Origin of the sequence: Bacillus cereus group sp. BcHK124 (assembly GCF_027712065.1) — a bacterium.
GTDB lineage: Bacteria > Bacillota > Bacilli > Bacillales > Bacillaceae_G > Bacillus_A > Bacillus_A pacificus.
The window spans coordinates 42016-57052 of sequence record NZ_JAQFPJ010000001.1 but is presented as its reverse complement, the minus strand read 5'-3'; the positions used below and the strand labels follow the sequence as shown (position 1 = coordinate 57052).

The following is a 15037-nucleotide window of genomic DNA, read 5'->3' as shown; positions in this document are numbered from 1 at the left end:
AGACTTTCTCTTATCTACCCTATTTTCATTTATACTTTAGGAATTCTGTAATCTGGATTATGTTGCTCCCAGCCACCTTGTGTATTTACACTCGTATCCCCATCACCATCTACCCATATTGTTCTTCCATCAGGTAAAACTCTTTCATGGGGTGTTACATGATGAGTATTCGGGTTTTCCTCCGCTGCATATTCTACATCCATTGCTTCTGGAGCTGATGCTTGTGCTACACTATCGCCTTCTACTCCGTCGGCGATTCCATCCACACCATCAATTATATCAATAACTCCAACTGAGAAGACGCCTACAGCTGCAACCTTCGCTAATTCTTTTCCTGCTTCTATCGCTTTATCAGTATCTCCCTCCCGTATCGCTTGCACCGTTTCAACTCCCTTTTCTGAAACATGTACAATACCTTTCCCAATTGTCGTTGCTGTATCTTGAACCGTTCCCAGTATTTCTTTGTATCCTCGCTTCGCTTGCTGTTTATCATCTGTAATGAGACCGCCTATAGCATCATACGTCCCATCAGCAAGATTCCCAACGATTTCTCCAGTTTTAACCGTAGCTTTATTAACCCCTTTTCCAACATCCTTTATGAAATTACTGTTCGTAACTTCGCCTACTACTTCTATCGCACCGCCCACTACTTCAGCTGCAGCTTTAGACACTGCTCCAGTTACTGATTTTATTAAACCCATACCGCATCCCCTTTTTCAAATAAATCATTATATAATATTATTACAATTATAATTATATAGCTGTAGTCTATATAACTACAACTTATTTCACATACTTCACTATAAATACAAGACAAACTAGCACAATAATAGCTACTGCCAACACATAAGGCGGAAGAAACTTCAAAGACCACAATGCCATCATAATCGTAGCTACTGTTAAATAAGATTGCCTTGCATCTTCTGTCATTTTTTTACGAAGGCAGAATACATACAAATAGCCAATTGGCGGCGTAATAAAGCAAAGAACATATATGATTTTAGATTTCAAATACCATTTTTGTTCCCCTAGTTTCTTTATATCTTCTTCTATTCTCTTATGCTCTTGTTCTCTCGCTTCTTCTACAAGCGGATCTTCCTCTTCTCCTCGCTTTTCTTTCATATAAGGAAGAAAGTGCATAAAAAAATAGTATGCAAATACGAACGCTCCAAAGCCAATATTTAATCTTTCTAATGGAACATGCTCACTAAAAAAGACAGCAGTAAGCGCTAAGGATAAACAGTACGTCATCATCCAAAATGAACGTTTTCTCTTTTTTCGTTCCATTTCTTTTTTATCTTGTACATGTTTTCTTTTCGAAAGCCATATTGAAATACAGCAGTCTACTACAAATAGAATAAAGATAAATATCCCGATATGTACTGTTTCTACATCCTCAAATGAAAAAACATTTGGGAATGCAACATGTAATACAATTAATGTGTACAAAATTAACCCTATAAAATAAATACGTCTCATTTTCCATCCCTTTCTTATTTCCTAACATTACGTTAACATACATTTTTTAGAAATAGACGGACAAAATATATATGTTTAAAAAAGGAGGATGCTACATGGATGATTCTGAACGTATTATTTTAGATGTGAATGGGAAAGAAATCGAAATGTTAGATACAATTCGCGCACATTTTAAAGAGAAACATGGAGTTGAACTAAGTAACGGTGCACTGCTTAGAGATTTGATGGATATTGAGTATATCCGAATTACGGAAGATCGACATAAGTATGATTAATCGATACATTGTAAGCCTAGAGCAAATTGCTCTAGGCTTACTTACATCCACACGAAAAATGCTATAATTAGGAAAAATGTGGAGGCTGTCAAAATATGAAATCTGAAAATATCTCAAAACATTTTCATACATTACATGTACAAAGGAACGAATTCCTTCCTCATCTCCATTCACTATCAAAAGAACAACTATGGTATAGGAAAGAGGACAAAAAATGGTCTATTGGTGAACACTTTTATCACTTATATTTAATTGCAAAGATGCTTAAAGTAGCAATTAAATTCTCTTTCACCCTTATCCCTTATGCAAAGCTAAGAAAAAACGCCCCATTTGCCACTGAAATACATGACATTTATGCCGAATATAAAGAAAAGCATGGCAAAGGAATGAAAGCACCTTGGATTTTAATCCCTTCAAAAAAAGTCTATCAATCTATGAATGTAACTCAATTAGAAGAATTACTTACACGTGAAACAAATGAAATAAAAAAACTCGTTCAAAATATAGAAGAAAATATTGCAGGGCATATCGTATTTTTAGATCCAATTGCTCACTATCCTAATTTGATTCAATCTATTCAACTATTAGCGATACATGAGAAACATCATTTTATGAGTATGAAATGATAAATACTCCTATAAAAATCTAAATACAAAAAGGTAAGGTGCTTTCTATAAAAAGCACCTTACCTTCTATCTCATACATCATTTAATTCCTACAAACTCTCCAACTAATCCTTTCGCCTTCTCCAAAGCTTTTTCAATTTGCTCAAATCCAGTCCCACCAGCACTGTTACGGCGCTTTACAGCCGCATACGGTGACAGCACTTCATACAAATCTTCTTCAAATAACGAGCTCATTTCTTTATACGTTGCAAGTGGTACATCTACTAAATAAATTCCTTTTTGTGTGCAGTGTAGCACTAGCTTTCCAACAATTTCATGAGCTTGACGGAATGGTAGTCCTTTGTTTGCTAAGTAGTCGGCAATTTCTGTTGCGTTAGAGAAATCTTGCGTTACAGCTTGCCCCATTTTTTCTTTGTTTACAGTCATTGTCTCTAGCATGCCTGCCATAATATGAAGGCATCCTTCTACTGTTTTTACTGTATCAAACATTCCTTCTTTATCTTCTTGCAAGTCTTTATTGTAAGCGAGCGGTAATCCCTTCATTACTGTAAGTAAACTAAATAAATTACCGTATACTCTGCCTGTTTTACCACGGATTAGTTCCGCCATATCTGGATTTTTCTTTTGCGGCATAATGCTGCTTCCCGTTGCATATTGATCGCTCATTTCAATAAATTGAAACTCTTGGCTACTCCATAAAATAAGTTCTTCGCAAAAGCGCGATAAGTGCATCATAAGCATAGAGGAGTTACTTAGGAACTCCAGTATGAAATCACGATCGCTTACTGCATCTAAACTATTTTCATACATTCCATTAAATCCAAGAAGCTCCGCACTATATTCTCGGTCAATTGGGAATGTCGTTCCTGCTAACGCTCCTGCTCCTAATGGGGAAATGTTAATACGCTTTAATGAATCTTCATAACGATTCACATCACGCTCTAACATCCAAAAATAAGCGAGAATATGATGCGCAAATGAAATTGGCTGGGCACGCTGCAAGTGCGTATAACCAGGCATAATTGTTTCAATATTATTTTCTGCTTGATGAACAAGAACAGTTTGCAATTGTTTTGTAGCTTTTATAATATGTTCTACTTTTTCTTTTAAATATAAATGCATATCTGTCGCGACTTGATCGTTACGACTTCGGCCAGTATGAAGTTTCCCGCCTACTTCACCGATTTTTTCAATTAACATCTTTTCGATATTTAAATGAATGTCTTCCGCTTCAACGGAAAAATGCAATTTATTTTGTTTCGCTTCTTCTAATACATATTGAAGACCTATCTTTATTTTCTCTGCTTCTTCTTTCGTAACGATGCCTTGCTTTGCTAGCATCGTTACGTGTGCAATACTTCCGTTTATATCTTGATTTACTAATTGTTGATCGAAGGAGATGGATGCTCCGAACTCTTCAACCCATGCTTCCGCTTCTTCTGTAAAACGTCCGCCCCAAAGTTTGCTCACGCTTCCACCTTCTTTTGATTCACTTGGCTGTATACTTTCGTCGGTAAACCGAATAATGAAATGAATCCAACTGCTGCATCATGATTAAATTCATCCTGAGCAGTATACGTTGCTAATTTTTCATCGTATAAAGAGTACTCAGATTTACGTCCTTCTACAATCGCATGGCCTTTAAATAATTTCACACGCACCATGCCTGTTACATTTTTTTGCGTTTCTTGTAAGAAAGCATTCAGCGCTTGTTTTAAAGGCGAGAACCATAAGCCGTTATAAATAAGTTCTGTTATTTTCTGCTCAATCATCGGTTTAAAATGCGCTACTTCTTTTACGAGTGTTAAATCTTCCAGTTCCTTGTGCGCCGTAATTAATGTCATCGCTGCTGGGCATTCGTATACTTCACGCGATTTAATACCAACAAGGCGATTTTCTACGTGATCGATACGTCCAACGCCATGTTTTCCAGCAAGTGCATTTAACGTTTTAATAAGTTCTGAAAGTGGGTATGCAGTACCATTTAAAGTTGTCGGTACGCCTGCTTCAAAACCGATTTCTACAAACTCTGGTTTATTCGGTGTATCTTCTAATGCTAATGTCATCTCATATGCATCTTCTGGCGGTGCTGCCCATGGATCTTCTAAAATGCCACATTCATTACTGCGTCCCCATAAGTTTTGATCGATTGAAAATGGGCTGTCTAAATTAATCGGAATTGGTACATCGTTTTCTTTTGCATAGGCAATTTCTTCTTCACGTGACCATTTCCATTCACGTACAGGCGCAATCACTTCTAAGTAAGGATTTAACGCTTGAATAGAAACTTCAAAACGAACTTGATCATTCCCTTTCCCTGTACATCCGTGTGCCACTGCAGTCGCTCCTTCTTGTTCTGCAATCTCTACTAATTTCTTCGCGATAAGCGGACGTGATAACGCTGAAACGAGAGGGTATTTCCCTTCGTATAACGTGTGCGCTTGCATCGCCATCAATGCATATTCATTTGCAAATTCTTCTTGAACATCAATCATATATGATTTAATTGCCCCTACTGAAAGTGCCTTTTCTTTTACAAATGCTAAGTCTTTACCTTCCCCTAAGTCTAAACAAAGCGCGATAATATCATAATTCTTCTCTTGTAACCATTTAATTGCAACGGAAGTATCAAGGCCTCCAGAATATGCTAATACAACTTTTTTCTTCTCCATTTTGCATCCCCCTAAAGAATAAATATTCATTTTCTTTTATAATAATTCACACTTTAACACCTTTTACAAAATGTATCAAGAGTCATTTTCAAATTTTTTCAAACAATTTCGTCGAACTTCTTTCTGTTTTTTTGTACAATATAAGCAGGAAAACGGGGGTGAACTTATGGAAAAGTATTTCTTATACGATGAACATCTCGGAATTGAAGTTCCGCATTTACAAGAAGACTGGGAAGATATCCCCGAAAAAATGCAACATGCGATTTTATTAAAATGGGAACAAGTTCGCGGAAAGATTCCTGATCGTATAAAAGAACTCGAACATTATATTAATGCAAAACAGCATCATTTAAATAACGAAGAAGACTTCGAAATTTCTTGCAAACTGAATTCAGAAATTGCCGATCTCGCTTCCATCATTAATGACCTTTGGCTTTGGTATCGACTCACTCAAAATGTATCTGAGGGGAAAGCACACCAATGAAAAAAGCATGCCCCTCAATTATTTTGGGTCATGCTTTTTTGTCGTAACACGATTTACAATATATTTCTTGTGCTGTTTTTGCCAAACACGCATCAAATGGACCAACTAATATACTTCTTTCTTTCGGCAACTTTACAAAAGCAACAAGCTCTTCTTCATATTGAATCTTTTTCTGACATGAAACACATGTTAACTCTTTTCTTTTAAACATGTCTTTTAGCATATTCTCACTCTCCTCTTTATCTATCTATATTAATATACTCTCATAATAGTTAAAATTTGTAAAAATATGACACATTATAAAGTAAATGATTCATATACTATGTACAAAAGGAGGCCTTACACTTATGCGCGCTTTCGTTATTATCGCTTTAACTTTTTTAAGTGTGATTAGCTGGGATGCGTTTTTTAAAGATAAAAATGATGATAAAAATACAACTGAATAGAAACTCTTCTTTTCTTACTTATTGGACAAACTAAAAAAACTGTCCAATTCTCCAAAATAACTTAGGCTTTTCTACAAAAATATTTAAACATAACAATTTTTGTAGATTTCCTCCGTTTATTGTCGGTTTCCATCCGCATACATTTTTTGAAAGTATGATATAATAATATAAATCTTGAAGGAAGGGATTTTGATATCATGATCGCTCGAAGGAGCATGTGGCATCGTATTGATGAATCATACACGTAGCGTATTTTCCAGCTCAGATACTTTAGTCTAGCGAAAAAAATACGAGAGTGGGGAAATTATGATTGCCCGAAGGATAATTTGGCAAAAAAAAGACTCTTCTTACACATAGCGTTTTGTTTAGGGCTTAATTGTTACTAGCTAAACAAAACAAAGAAGAGCAGGATTGCTAAATGAAGAATCCTACTCCACGTTTTGTTTAGTCGTTTTAAGACTTAAACTAAAACGAAAGTAGGGAGAATTGATGGACGAGAGGATTATTCGTTATTTCTTCAGCGACATATAGCGTAGTTAGTTTTTTCGTAAACTAACTGAAGCTACATGTGAGCTCGTAGTTAGTTTACAACACAAAAAAGGACTACTAACTACGGAAAGAAGGAATAACGATGAGGAACATCCAAAGTCGACAAATTATTAAAGAAGTTTTTATGGTTTTAATCGGTTCATTTATTTTAGCAGCAGCGCTATATCACATTCACTTCCAAAACCACTTAACAGAAGGTGGTTTTGTAGGTATCGCACTATTCATCCAAAATTTTTATGATATTTCACCATCTATTTCAACTGTAATGATGGATATCCCAATTATTCTACTATGCGCGTCATTGTTAGGTAGAAAAATGGTTGGCTATTCATTCTTAGGTTCAATTTCATTCGGAGTATTTTATTCTCTTATGGAAAATTATTCTCCATTTACGGTCGATTTATCAAACAATTTATTTATAGCTGCAGTAGTTGGCGGTGCGTTAGCTGGTATTGGACTCGGTTTTATATTGCGATTTGGCGGTGCAACCGGTGGAGACGATATTTTAACAATTGTATTAAGTAAAAAAACACGTTTTACAATTGGGCAAATTTTCTTCGTCTTTGACGCGATTGTTCTTGCGCTTTCATTATATTATTTAAATTGGACAGAAATTGCTTTTACTATTCTTTCGATTGCCGTACAGGCAAAAACATTGGATTTAATTTATTATCCAAAAACAGAAAAAGCAGAAGAAAAGCAGCCAGTATCTATTCCAATGTCCAAAAAGCATGCAACAAATTAAAAAAGCGAAAGGCTTCGGCCTCTCGCTTTTTTTATGCTCTTTTTTCCTTCTCGACTATGTGGCGCACTTGATAAAATCTATTTGCAAATTCAGTAACGTTTCTTGTTAAACGATAATTCACTGTAGACCCGATTGCCATTCCAATTACCGGAATACCTTGGAATAATTTACGACGAAGAGCATAAATCGAAAATGTTTTCAAAATTTGTTTTAAAATAATTTCAGTAGAAGCTGGTTGTAACACCGCTTCGTCTCCTTCGTAGAAGAAGGAATCTTCTTGTTCTAACTCTTGCAGTAAATTGTACCATGCGTATTGCTGAAGTCTTCCTGGTAGTAATGACGCATGAAATACTTTTAACGCAAGCATCATTTCATACGGCTTATTCACATCATGCCCAAATGACGTTGCAATAAGTTGGACAGCCTTCACATTTAACGCAATCATAACCGGAAAATCAGCTGTTAATAATAATAAACCTCCAGCACCCGTTGCTCCGCCTTGTACGAATGAATATAGGCGATGGCGTGCTGTTTGCTGCTCTGCTATGTATGTTAATTGGTCAATAGATAATGCTTTTAAATCCTCTAGTTGCTCAATCGATTCATCAAATAATCTCGATGTTCCTAAAATACGATTACGCGCATCTAACTGTGATTGTGAACTTTGAATCAATGCATGCAAATGAAAGAGCCATCCATCTGCTTTCGTAAAGAAATCTTTTCGTTTTTTCTCAGGTAGTTTCGCAATTGTAGTATGTACCCATTTATCAAACAGTTTTTGAAAATCAGTCGCTTCTTGCTCAACTAATTGCGATTCCCATTCTTTTATATTGTCTAAAATGGCTTGTTCTCGCTTCGATCGCATCGTAACAACCACCTCGTTCGATTTTTTTCTATTGTAACATATTTCTGCTTATTCTTTGCAAATATGCTTGTCTATCTTTATTCACATACCATTTTTAGTGACATAAAATATTAACAAAAAGGATGAGATAAATCACATGAATCTATCCGATATAAAAAAAGAATATCATGCAGTATTCAGTTTAGGACAAAACTGCTGGCCTGCTTGGGCATTATATCAATTCAAATTATCACCATTTTTTGGCGTTATTGATTTTATGCTAAGCCCATCATTAGAAAAAGTGAATATATTATTACAAAATCGATTTGACCGTTTTTTACAGTTAGAAAACTTATCCTTCATCTCATTTTGGGATGATGGTGCGAAATTAAGACTCCGGGACAATCTATATGAAATCGACTCCTGCCACGACTTTAAAACAGATGTAAACACACCAACTTCTTGGCCTTCTTATACAGAAATCAAACTAAATTATGAGCATCGTATTACTCGTTTTCTAAATACAATTGAAACGGCACAATCCATATTGTTTATTCGAACTGGAGGAACATACGAAGAAGCACGTTCCTTAGAACAGATTTTATCTCAAATCGTTACACATACATTCTCTGTCCTATTACTCATTCCTGAAGATGTACCAACTGTTACGGAAGAAGATTGGGGATTGCAAAATATTTGCGTTATAAAATGTCCTATTATGGATGTATTTCAGTACAATGAAGCATTTTGGAATGACTTATTTAATGGCATCGTAATTCGACCACATTCTTAAATACACGACACTTTTATTACGCAATACATTATAATCATCCTTATACAAAATAAAGTGAAACTTTAATCAGTGGGGGTTTTGTTCATCCCCCACTGATTATCAGCCCTCACCAATCGGACTTTTACGGACAGTTGATCCCCCACCTAACTTCTTTGCTTCCGCTGAATTTTGAGGTGGGGGTCTTACTGCCCGTTAAAGCGGGATAAATAAGGAGTGATTGTATATGTATCCACGTGCAAAAGCTTTCGGTCTTGCTATACATGACAGTCGCCTTCTTGTACAAGAATATCATACAGGCGATGAAACATATTACCGGCCTCTTGGCGGTTCAATTGAACTTGGTGAAAAATCAGCACATACCGTTATTCGTGAATTTCAAGAAGAGCTTCATACAGAAGTGGAAATCACCGATTATTTAGGTTGCTTAGAAAATATCTTTCATCTTGATGGAGAAATTGCTCATGAAATCATTCAACTATATTCTTTACGCTTATTAGACACATCACTATATGGAATGGAAAAAGTGAAGATACAAGATGAGCAAACAGTGTCATATGCGAAATGGATTCCCATTACAGCATTCATTCAGGAGAAAAAAGCACTATATCCAGATGGAATTTTAAACTATATTCAAAAGAAAAAAGACGAAATCCTATAGGATCTCGTCTTTCTTTTCATATATTAACCAATGTTTCCAAGACGTAGTACGTCACGAGCGATCATAACTTCTTCGTCAGTTGGAATTACAATAATTTTTACTGGAGAATGTGGGAAGTTGATGAATGCTTCCTCGCCGAATACGTTATTGCGTTTTGCATCGAAGTATACACCCATGTATTCAAGGCCTTCTAATACGCGTTCACGAATAATCGCACTGTTTTCACCTACACCAGCTGTGAAGATGATTGCGTCTACACCTTTCATACGAGCAGTGTAAGAACCGATGTATTTGTGGATACGGCTTACGAATACATCAAGTGCTACTTTCGCACGGTGATCGCCTTCTTCTTCTTTCGCAATGATGTCACGTAGGTCACTAGAGTAACCAGTAAGACCTAACATACCACTCTTCTTGTTCAATACGTTAACTACTTCTTCTACTGTTTGGCCTGTTTTTTCCATGATGTATGGAATTAACGCAGGGTCAATGTTACCAGAACGTGTACCCATTGTTACACCAGCAAGTGGAGTGAAGCCCATAGAAGTATCGATAGATTTACCGCCTTCTACTGCTGCGATACTTGCACCGTTACCTAAGTGACAAGAAAGTAAGCTTAAGCTTTCAAGTGGACGACCTAATAGCTCAGCTGCACGCTCAGTTACATATTTATGAGAAGTTCCGTGGAAACCGTATTTACGGATACCGAATTTTTCATAGTACTCATATGGTAAGCTGTATAGGAATGCAGATTCCGGCATTGTTTGGTGGAACGCTGTATCGAATACTGCTACTGCTGGTACGTTTGGTAATACTTCTTGGAATGCTTTAATACCAACAACGTTTGCTGGGTTGTGAAGTGGTGCTAAATCGCTTAATTCTTCGATATCAGCTAATACTTCATCAGTAATTAGAACAGAGTCAGCAAATTTTTCGCCGCCGTGAACAACACGGTGACCGATACCGCCAATCTCGTCTAGAGATTTAACGATTCCGTTTTCAGTTAATTTTTTAAGAAGCATATTAACTGCTACTGCGTGATCTGGAATGTTTGTAATTTCTTTTTGTTTTTCGCCATCTACAGTAATAGTGAAGATACTATCTTCTAAACCGATACGTTCTACTAAACCTTTTGTTAATACTGTTTCACTTGGCATTTCAAATAATTGGAATTTTAAGGAAGAGCTTCCTGCGTTAATCGCGATGATTTTTGACATCTAGTCTTTCGCCCCTTTTTCTCTTGGTAGTTGTGTGGATGTTTCCACAAACCGCTCGATTTTATCTGATCAAATTTACTAAATATGAAAACGTTTCATCATTAGCAAATTTTATACTCACGATTTTAATTTAAACATCGTACGACATATATTTCAAGTGAAAAAATTGTAACACCAAGAAAAAAAATATATTACAGATTTCAAAAAAATTCAGTTAAATCTTGTATATATTTAAAAATATGACATATCATATAAAACTGTACTACATGAATTACTAACCCTGTTACATATACCTGGCCTTATTTATGCGTTGCAAACCAAGTATTTAATTGGTCCATAATGTCCTCCATCGCCTTCATGTTGGAGAATTTAGGTAACTCCACTAATAACGCCTGTTTTGGCATCGTTACACTAGGGCCTTTCTTTTGGAGAACAAATATACTTTTTGCATTTTTCTCGTTTTTAAACATGGAAACAGGTAGCTGTAATAACCCCTGAATAAAGCATGTTTCTTTAATAAATGCATGCAATTTCGGTGCTTGATCACTTTCAAAAATGAAGTTCGGTACTAGGAAGAATAAGTATCCGCCTTCTTTCGTATGCTTCACACTTTGTTCAATAAATAGGTGGTGGGCATATGACATTCCTTCATCTGCTTTTAACTTATATTCACTTGCACCGATTTCATTTGGATAGTAACCAACCGGTAAGTCTGAAACGACTGCATCAACTGGATCGATATAAAGCGGTGCTAGTCCATCTTGATGGAAGAATTCGATTGCATGCTTTTGTAAATTCGCATTTACTAAAGCAAGTTTAATTAGCACTTCGTCCACTTCTACACCAAATCCACTCATCGTAATGTTTTCTTGAGCACTATTGAAAACTGTCGTCATCAAGTTACCCGTTCCAATTGCAGGGTCTAACACAGTAATTTCATTTTGACCCTTCATAAATTTATGGAATAAGTAGCTCATGAACATACCAACTGCATCAGGCGTCATTTCGTGATTCGCTTGTACGCCTTCTTTCATTCCTTTTAAGATGGCTAACTGAAATGCTTTACGAATTTCTTCACCTTTATATGTTTCTTCATTAAACGTACTATATTCACGATTCAGCCTTTCAATTGCTGATTCTGATAATTCCTCTTGTAAAATCGCTCCTTCAAACAAGTTATCCCCTGTTTCTACAAGCGCCTCTAAATATGTTACATCTAATTCTTTACGTAAAACTACCGCAGAAGAATCAAAAATAGAAAATAAAGTTTCTACTGTCTGACTCACGTACATTCCTCCTTCTCTCTTTTACACATAACTTATATCATACCATAATCTGATTTTTTCCCAAAAGAAAAAGCGACCTCTTTTTTAGAGCTCCCTTTTTAGTGATGTATGATGTAACGTCTTCTCTCGTATATCGATTCCATATAGCAATATATGAGAGAAGACGACCTCTTTCAAAGAGGTCATCTTCCTTCACATTATTTTGCAGCTTTTGCTGCTTCTAATGCTGCTTCATAGTTTGGATGGCTTGTACCTTCGCTTACGTATTCTACGTAAACTACTTTGTCGTTGCTATCTACTACGAATACCGCACGAGCAAGTAAACGAAGCTCTTTCATTACTAAGCCGTAAGCTTCACCGAATGAAAGGTCGCGGTGGTCAGAAAGTGTAACAACATTTTCTAAACCGTTTGCTGCACACCAGCGTTTTTGAGCAAATGGTAAGTCAACGCTAATTGTTAATACTTTCGCGTTTTCAATACCTGCTGCATCTTGGTTAAAACGACGTGTTTGTGCATCACACACACCTGTGTCGATTGAAGGTACAACACTAATTAATTTCACTTCACCTTTGTATGTTTCTAAACTTACTGGAGATAAGTCATTTGCTAGCACTTGGAAGTTTGGCGCTTGATCGCCAACTTTAACTTCTGTTCCAACTAAAGTCATTGGGTTACCTTTAAAAGTTACGTTTGCCACTTGAAAATCCTCCCTTATTTAAACAAAATATGTACAATGTAAATGATAGTTTGTCCCTATCGATAATGCAAATAAAATCGCTTTATTTACAAAAAAATTAAAGAAGCTAATCCATTGATTAGCTTCTTTATTCGTTAAATTTGAAATTCCGGATCGTCTTCTTTTCGTTTATCCATCATTTCTTTCACTTTATCAACAGCTTGTGGCGCTAATTCAATTATTTTATCGATGACGTGTGTTTGCTTATCTAAATGTAACACTTTTACGCCTTCTCCATTTATAACGAGAAAAGCAACAGGATTAATAGAAACTCCTCCACCACTTCCCCCGCCAAATGGATGACGGCCTGAATGTTCTATTTTACCAAATTCACTTCCACCTGCAGCAAATCCGAAGCTAACTTTTGAAACGGTAAGAATTACACTTCCATCTGCCGCTTTAATTGGATCGCCTACAATTGTATTTACATCAGTCATTTGTTTTAAATGCTGCATTGCAGTTGTCATTAAACCTTGAATTGGATGGTCCATTCTATATCCCCCCTTATGCTTGAACAGAGTTTTCAGTCGTACCAGATCTTTGTTTTCTCATAAACGCGATTAATTTAATACCTGTTTTTATAGCACGGAATATACGAAAGGATGCTGTTAATTCACATCTTGACGCAAACCCTTTCCCTTGAAAAACAGGAGTAATTTCAAATTCTGGTACGTCGACAATATGCATATATTGTCCTACAACTCCAGCAGCCATTCCTTTTGTCCCCCATGCATATCCGGTAACAATTCCAGTACTAGCTGCATCACCTGCACCAATTTGCGTGTGCCATCTCCAACCATTGATTTTCACTCGTTTGAGAAAATCTTTAACGATAGTATGAACTTCTTGAAGCTTTTTTATCAGTTCCCCGATGCTATCAAGTTGTGCCATAATTTTATTATCGAGCCCGCCATCCTCTTCAGCTTTTTCGATTTTTTGCCCTGTTTTCTTCTGTTGCTTCTCAATTCTTTCCAACACATCAAATGTATAGCGAATCATCCATATTTTCACTTGAAACAAACATTGCTTTTCCATTTCTGAATATAAAAATGTCACTTTAAGCTTTATTTTCGACAATAGTATAAGCAAAATAAAAAGGAGAAGAATTATTATTCCAATTACGAACCACTTCATACGTATCATCCTTTCACTCCGTACCCATTATCGACAACTTTATTCATCATTAAACAGAGTTTCATAAGATTGAATATAAAAATTTTTCTAAAAATAAAAAGGTATTTTGACAATTTATATCGAAATATATTATTTGAACATATCATCAGGGAACGGACTCTAATGATATGTAGCACGAAGCATAGAAAATTTAACTGCAGTGGAGGGATACATAATGGCAGATCGTCGCAATTTATTTTTCTTTTATGGTGATGACAAAGCAAAGCTCGTTGAAAAAATGAAACCAATCTATCGTATTTTAGAAGAGAATGGATTTACCATATTAGATCATCCAAAAAATGCAAACGCTATCGTCAGTGTTGGAGATGATGCAACTTTCTTACAAGCCGTTCGTAAAACTGGTTTTAGGGAAGATTGTTTATACGCAGGGATTTCTACGAAAGATGAAATTTCATTCTACTGCGATTTCCATATTGATCACGTTGATATAGCCCTTCAAGAAATTACAAAAAATGAAATTGAAGTGCGAAAATATCCAACAATTGAGGTAGATGTGGATGGCAGCACATCCTTCCATTGTTTAAATGAGTTCTCATTACGTTCTAGCATTATTAAAACGTTCGTTGTAGACGTTCACGTTGATAATTTATATTTCGAAACATTTAGAGGTGACGGTTTAGTTGTTTCTACCCCAACAGGAAGTACAGCTTATAATAAATCGTTACGTGGTGCAGTTGTTGATCCGCTTATCCCTTGCTTCCAAGTAAGTGAATTAGCATCTTTAAATAACAACACATACCGCACGCTCGGTTCACCGTTCATTTTAAATCACGAACGTACATTAACTTTAAAACTAAGACCAGACGGTAACGATTATCCTGTTATCGGTATGGATAATGAAGCGCTTAGCATTAAACAAGTGGAAAAAGCTGTTGTACGCTTAAGCGATAAACAAATTAAAACAGTTAAATTAAAAAACAACTCTTTCTGGGAAAAAGTACAGAGAACATTTTTATAGTATTAAAATAACCGTAGAATTATGGTGGCCCATAATTCTACGGTTATTTATTTACCTCGATTGGCGCGAACAAC

18 protein-coding genes are annotated in these 15037 nt (G+C 36.0%); 7 read left to right on the top strand and 11 right to left on the bottom strand.

Translation table 11 applies throughout. From position 1 onward, the window contains the following. Positions 1-29: 29 nt before the first annotated feature. Both PDK19_RS00335 and PDK19_RS00330 read right to left on the bottom strand, forming a co-directional pair. Positions 30-701, bottom strand: coding sequence for a hypothetical protein (locus PDK19_RS00335; protein ID WP_049112489.1), 672 nt, complete (start codon positions 699-701; stop codon positions 30-32). Positions 702-783: 82 nt separating this feature from the next. Further along, a complete protein-coding gene (locus tag PDK19_RS00330; protein WP_049112490.1) occupies positions 784-1479 on the bottom strand; it encodes a hypothetical protein in 696 nt (231 codons plus the stop codon). Positions 1480-1574: 95 nt separating this feature from the next. Between PDK19_RS00330 and PDK19_RS00325 the strand changes: the two genes are divergently transcribed. Together PDK19_RS00325 and PDK19_RS00320 are read left to right on the top strand one after the other, a co-directional pair. Further along, entirely contained in the window at positions 1575-1754 is a 180-nt protein-coding gene (locus PDK19_RS00325; protein WP_014893480.1) for a hypothetical protein, read from the top strand. A 95-nt stretch (positions 1755-1849) separates the two neighbouring features. Next, positions 1850-2380, top strand: a complete 531-nt coding sequence (locus PDK19_RS00320; protein WP_014893479.1) for a DinB family protein — start codon at positions 1850-1852, stop codon at positions 2378-2380. A gap of 78 nt (positions 2381-2458) precedes the next feature. On the opposite strand, the gene argH is transcribed toward PDK19_RS00320, so the two are convergent. Next, complete coding sequence (argH, locus tag PDK19_RS00315; RefSeq protein WP_270706425.1) at positions 2459-3850, bottom strand: argininosuccinate lyase; 1392 nt, start codon at positions 3848-3850, stop codon at positions 2459-2461. Then, positions 3847-5052: an argininosuccinate synthase gene (locus tag PDK19_RS00310; protein ID WP_000412314.1), complete on the bottom strand. Its 1206-nt coding sequence runs from the start codon at positions 5050-5052 to the stop codon at positions 3847-3849. Before PDK19_RS00310 ends, argH begins: the two co-directional genes overlap by 4 nt. A 166-nt stretch (positions 5053-5218) precedes the next feature. Between PDK19_RS00310 and PDK19_RS00305 the strand changes: the two genes are divergently transcribed. Further along, entirely contained in the window at positions 5219-5536 is a 318-nt protein-coding gene (locus tag PDK19_RS00305) for a hypothetical protein (protein WP_014893478.1), read from the top strand. Positions 5537-5564: 28 nt separating this feature from the next. Here the strand turns inward: PDK19_RS00305 and PDK19_RS00300 are convergent, their stop codons facing one another. Next, a complete protein-coding gene (locus tag PDK19_RS00300; protein ID WP_000910290.1) occupies positions 5565-5759 on the bottom strand; it encodes a hypothetical protein in 195 nt (64 codons plus the stop codon). A gap of 854 nt (positions 5760-6613) precedes the next feature. Between PDK19_RS00300 and PDK19_RS00295 the strand changes: the two genes are divergently transcribed. Continuing rightward, on the top strand, positions 6614-7276 hold the full coding sequence (locus PDK19_RS00295; RefSeq protein ID WP_001244531.1) for a YitT family protein: 663 nt from the start codon (positions 6614-6616) through the stop codon (positions 7274-7276). 31 nt (positions 7277-7307) lie between these two features. On the opposite strand, the gene PDK19_RS00290 is transcribed toward PDK19_RS00295, so the two are convergent. Then, entirely contained in the window at positions 7308-8141 is an 834-nt protein-coding gene (locus PDK19_RS00290; RefSeq protein WP_001256870.1) for an EcsC family protein, read from the bottom strand. Positions 8142-8277: 136 nt separating this feature from the next. On the opposite strand from PDK19_RS00290, the gene PDK19_RS00285 reads away from it, so the two are divergent. After that, a complete protein-coding gene (locus tag PDK19_RS00285; RefSeq protein ID WP_001053726.1) occupies positions 8278-8913 on the top strand; it encodes a DUF1796 family putative cysteine peptidase in 636 nt (211 codons plus the stop codon). Positions 8914-9136: 223 nt separating this feature from the next. Next, positions 9137-9571, top strand: coding sequence for an NUDIX hydrolase (locus PDK19_RS00280; protein ID WP_000283477.1), 435 nt, complete (start codon positions 9137-9139; stop codon positions 9569-9571). A gap of 23 nt (positions 9572-9594) precedes the next feature. Here the strand turns inward: PDK19_RS00280 and ackA are convergent, their stop codons facing one another. The 5 genes from ackA to PDK19_RS00255 form a co-directional block, all read right to left on the bottom strand. Next, the gene (gene ackA / locus PDK19_RS00275) at positions 9595-10788 is read right to left on the bottom strand and encodes an acetate kinase (RefSeq protein ID WP_000034576.1); all 1194 of its coding nucleotides are present in this window, start codon (positions 10786-10788) and stop codon (positions 9595-9597) included. Positions 10789-11087: 299 nt separating this feature from the next. After that, positions 11088-12074 (bottom strand): class I SAM-dependent methyltransferase, encoded by a 987-nt coding sequence (locus PDK19_RS00270; RefSeq protein ID WP_000084356.1) that lies wholly within the window; start codon positions 12072-12074, stop codon positions 11088-11090. 197 nt (positions 12075-12271) lie between these two features. Continuing rightward, positions 12272-12772, bottom strand: coding sequence for a thiol peroxidase (tpx, locus tag PDK19_RS00265; RefSeq protein ID WP_000024530.1), 501 nt, complete (start codon positions 12770-12772; stop codon positions 12272-12274). Positions 12773-12906: 134 nt separating this feature from the next. Further along, complete coding sequence (ytfJ, locus tag PDK19_RS00260; protein WP_000350002.1) at positions 12907-13302, bottom strand: GerW family sporulation protein; 396 nt, start codon at positions 13300-13302, stop codon at positions 12907-12909. A gap of 13 nt (positions 13303-13315) precedes the next feature. Then, positions 13316-13954: a DUF2953 domain-containing protein gene (locus tag PDK19_RS00255; protein WP_014893477.1), complete on the bottom strand. Its 639-nt coding sequence runs from the start codon at positions 13952-13954 to the stop codon at positions 13316-13318. Between the two features lie 205 nt (positions 13955-14159). Between PDK19_RS00255 and PDK19_RS00250 the strand changes: the two genes are divergently transcribed. Continuing rightward, complete coding sequence (locus PDK19_RS00250) at positions 14160-14963, top strand: NAD kinase (RefSeq protein WP_000785165.1); 804 nt, start codon at positions 14160-14162, stop codon at positions 14961-14963. Positions 14964-15037 lie beyond the last annotated feature (74 nt).

Bases quoted from the DNA above. Each gene is read 5' to 3' on its own strand.
- PDK19_RS00335 (WP_049112489.1), bottom strand. From the start codon at position 701: ATGGGTTTAATAAAATCAGTAACTGGAGCAGTGTCTAAAGCTGCAGCT.
- PDK19_RS00330 (WP_049112490.1), bottom strand. From the start codon at position 1,479: ATGAGACGTATTTATTTTATAGGGTTAATTTTGTACACATTAATTGTA.
- PDK19_RS00280 (WP_000283477.1), top strand. From the start codon at position 9,137: ATGTATCCACGTGCAAAAGCTTTCGGTCTTGCTATACATGACAGTCGC.
- PDK19_RS00305 (WP_014893478.1), top strand. From the start codon at position 5,219: ATGGAAAAGTATTTCTTATACGATGAACATCTCGGAATTGAAGTTCCG.
- ytfJ (WP_000350002.1), bottom strand. From the start codon at position 13,302: ATGGACCATCCAATTCAAGGTTTAATGACAACTGCAATGCAGCATTTA.
- ackA (WP_000034576.1), bottom strand. From the start codon at position 10,788: ATGTCAAAAATCATCGCGATTAACGCAGGAAGCTCTTCCTTAAAATTC.
- PDK19_RS00255 (WP_014893477.1), bottom strand. From the start codon at position 13,954: ATGATACGTATGAAGTGGTTCGTAATTGGAATAATAATTCTTCTCCTT.
- PDK19_RS00325 (WP_014893480.1), top strand. From the start codon at position 1,575: ATGGATGATTCTGAACGTATTATTTTAGATGTGAATGGGAAAGAAATC.
- PDK19_RS00250 (WP_000785165.1), top strand. From the start codon at position 14,160: ATGGCAGATCGTCGCAATTTATTTTTCTTTTATGGTGATGACAAAGCA.
- PDK19_RS00285 (WP_001053726.1), top strand. From the start codon at position 8,278: ATGAATCTATCCGATATAAAAAAAGAATATCATGCAGTATTCAGTTTA.
- PDK19_RS00290 (WP_001256870.1), bottom strand. From the start codon at position 8,141: ATGCGATCGAAGCGAGAACAAGCCATTTTAGACAATATAAAAGAATGG.
- PDK19_RS00310 (WP_000412314.1), bottom strand. From the start codon at position 5,052: ATGGAGAAGAAAAAAGTTGTATTAGCATATTCTGGAGGCCTTGATACT.
- PDK19_RS00295 (WP_001244531.1), top strand. From the start codon at position 6,614: ATGAGGAACATCCAAAGTCGACAAATTATTAAAGAAGTTTTTATGGTT.
- PDK19_RS00300 (WP_000910290.1), bottom strand. From the start codon at position 5,759: ATGCTAAAAGACATGTTTAAAAGAAAAGAGTTAACATGTGTTTCATGT.
- PDK19_RS00320 (WP_014893479.1), top strand. From the start codon at position 1,850: ATGAAATCTGAAAATATCTCAAAACATTTTCATACATTACATGTACAA.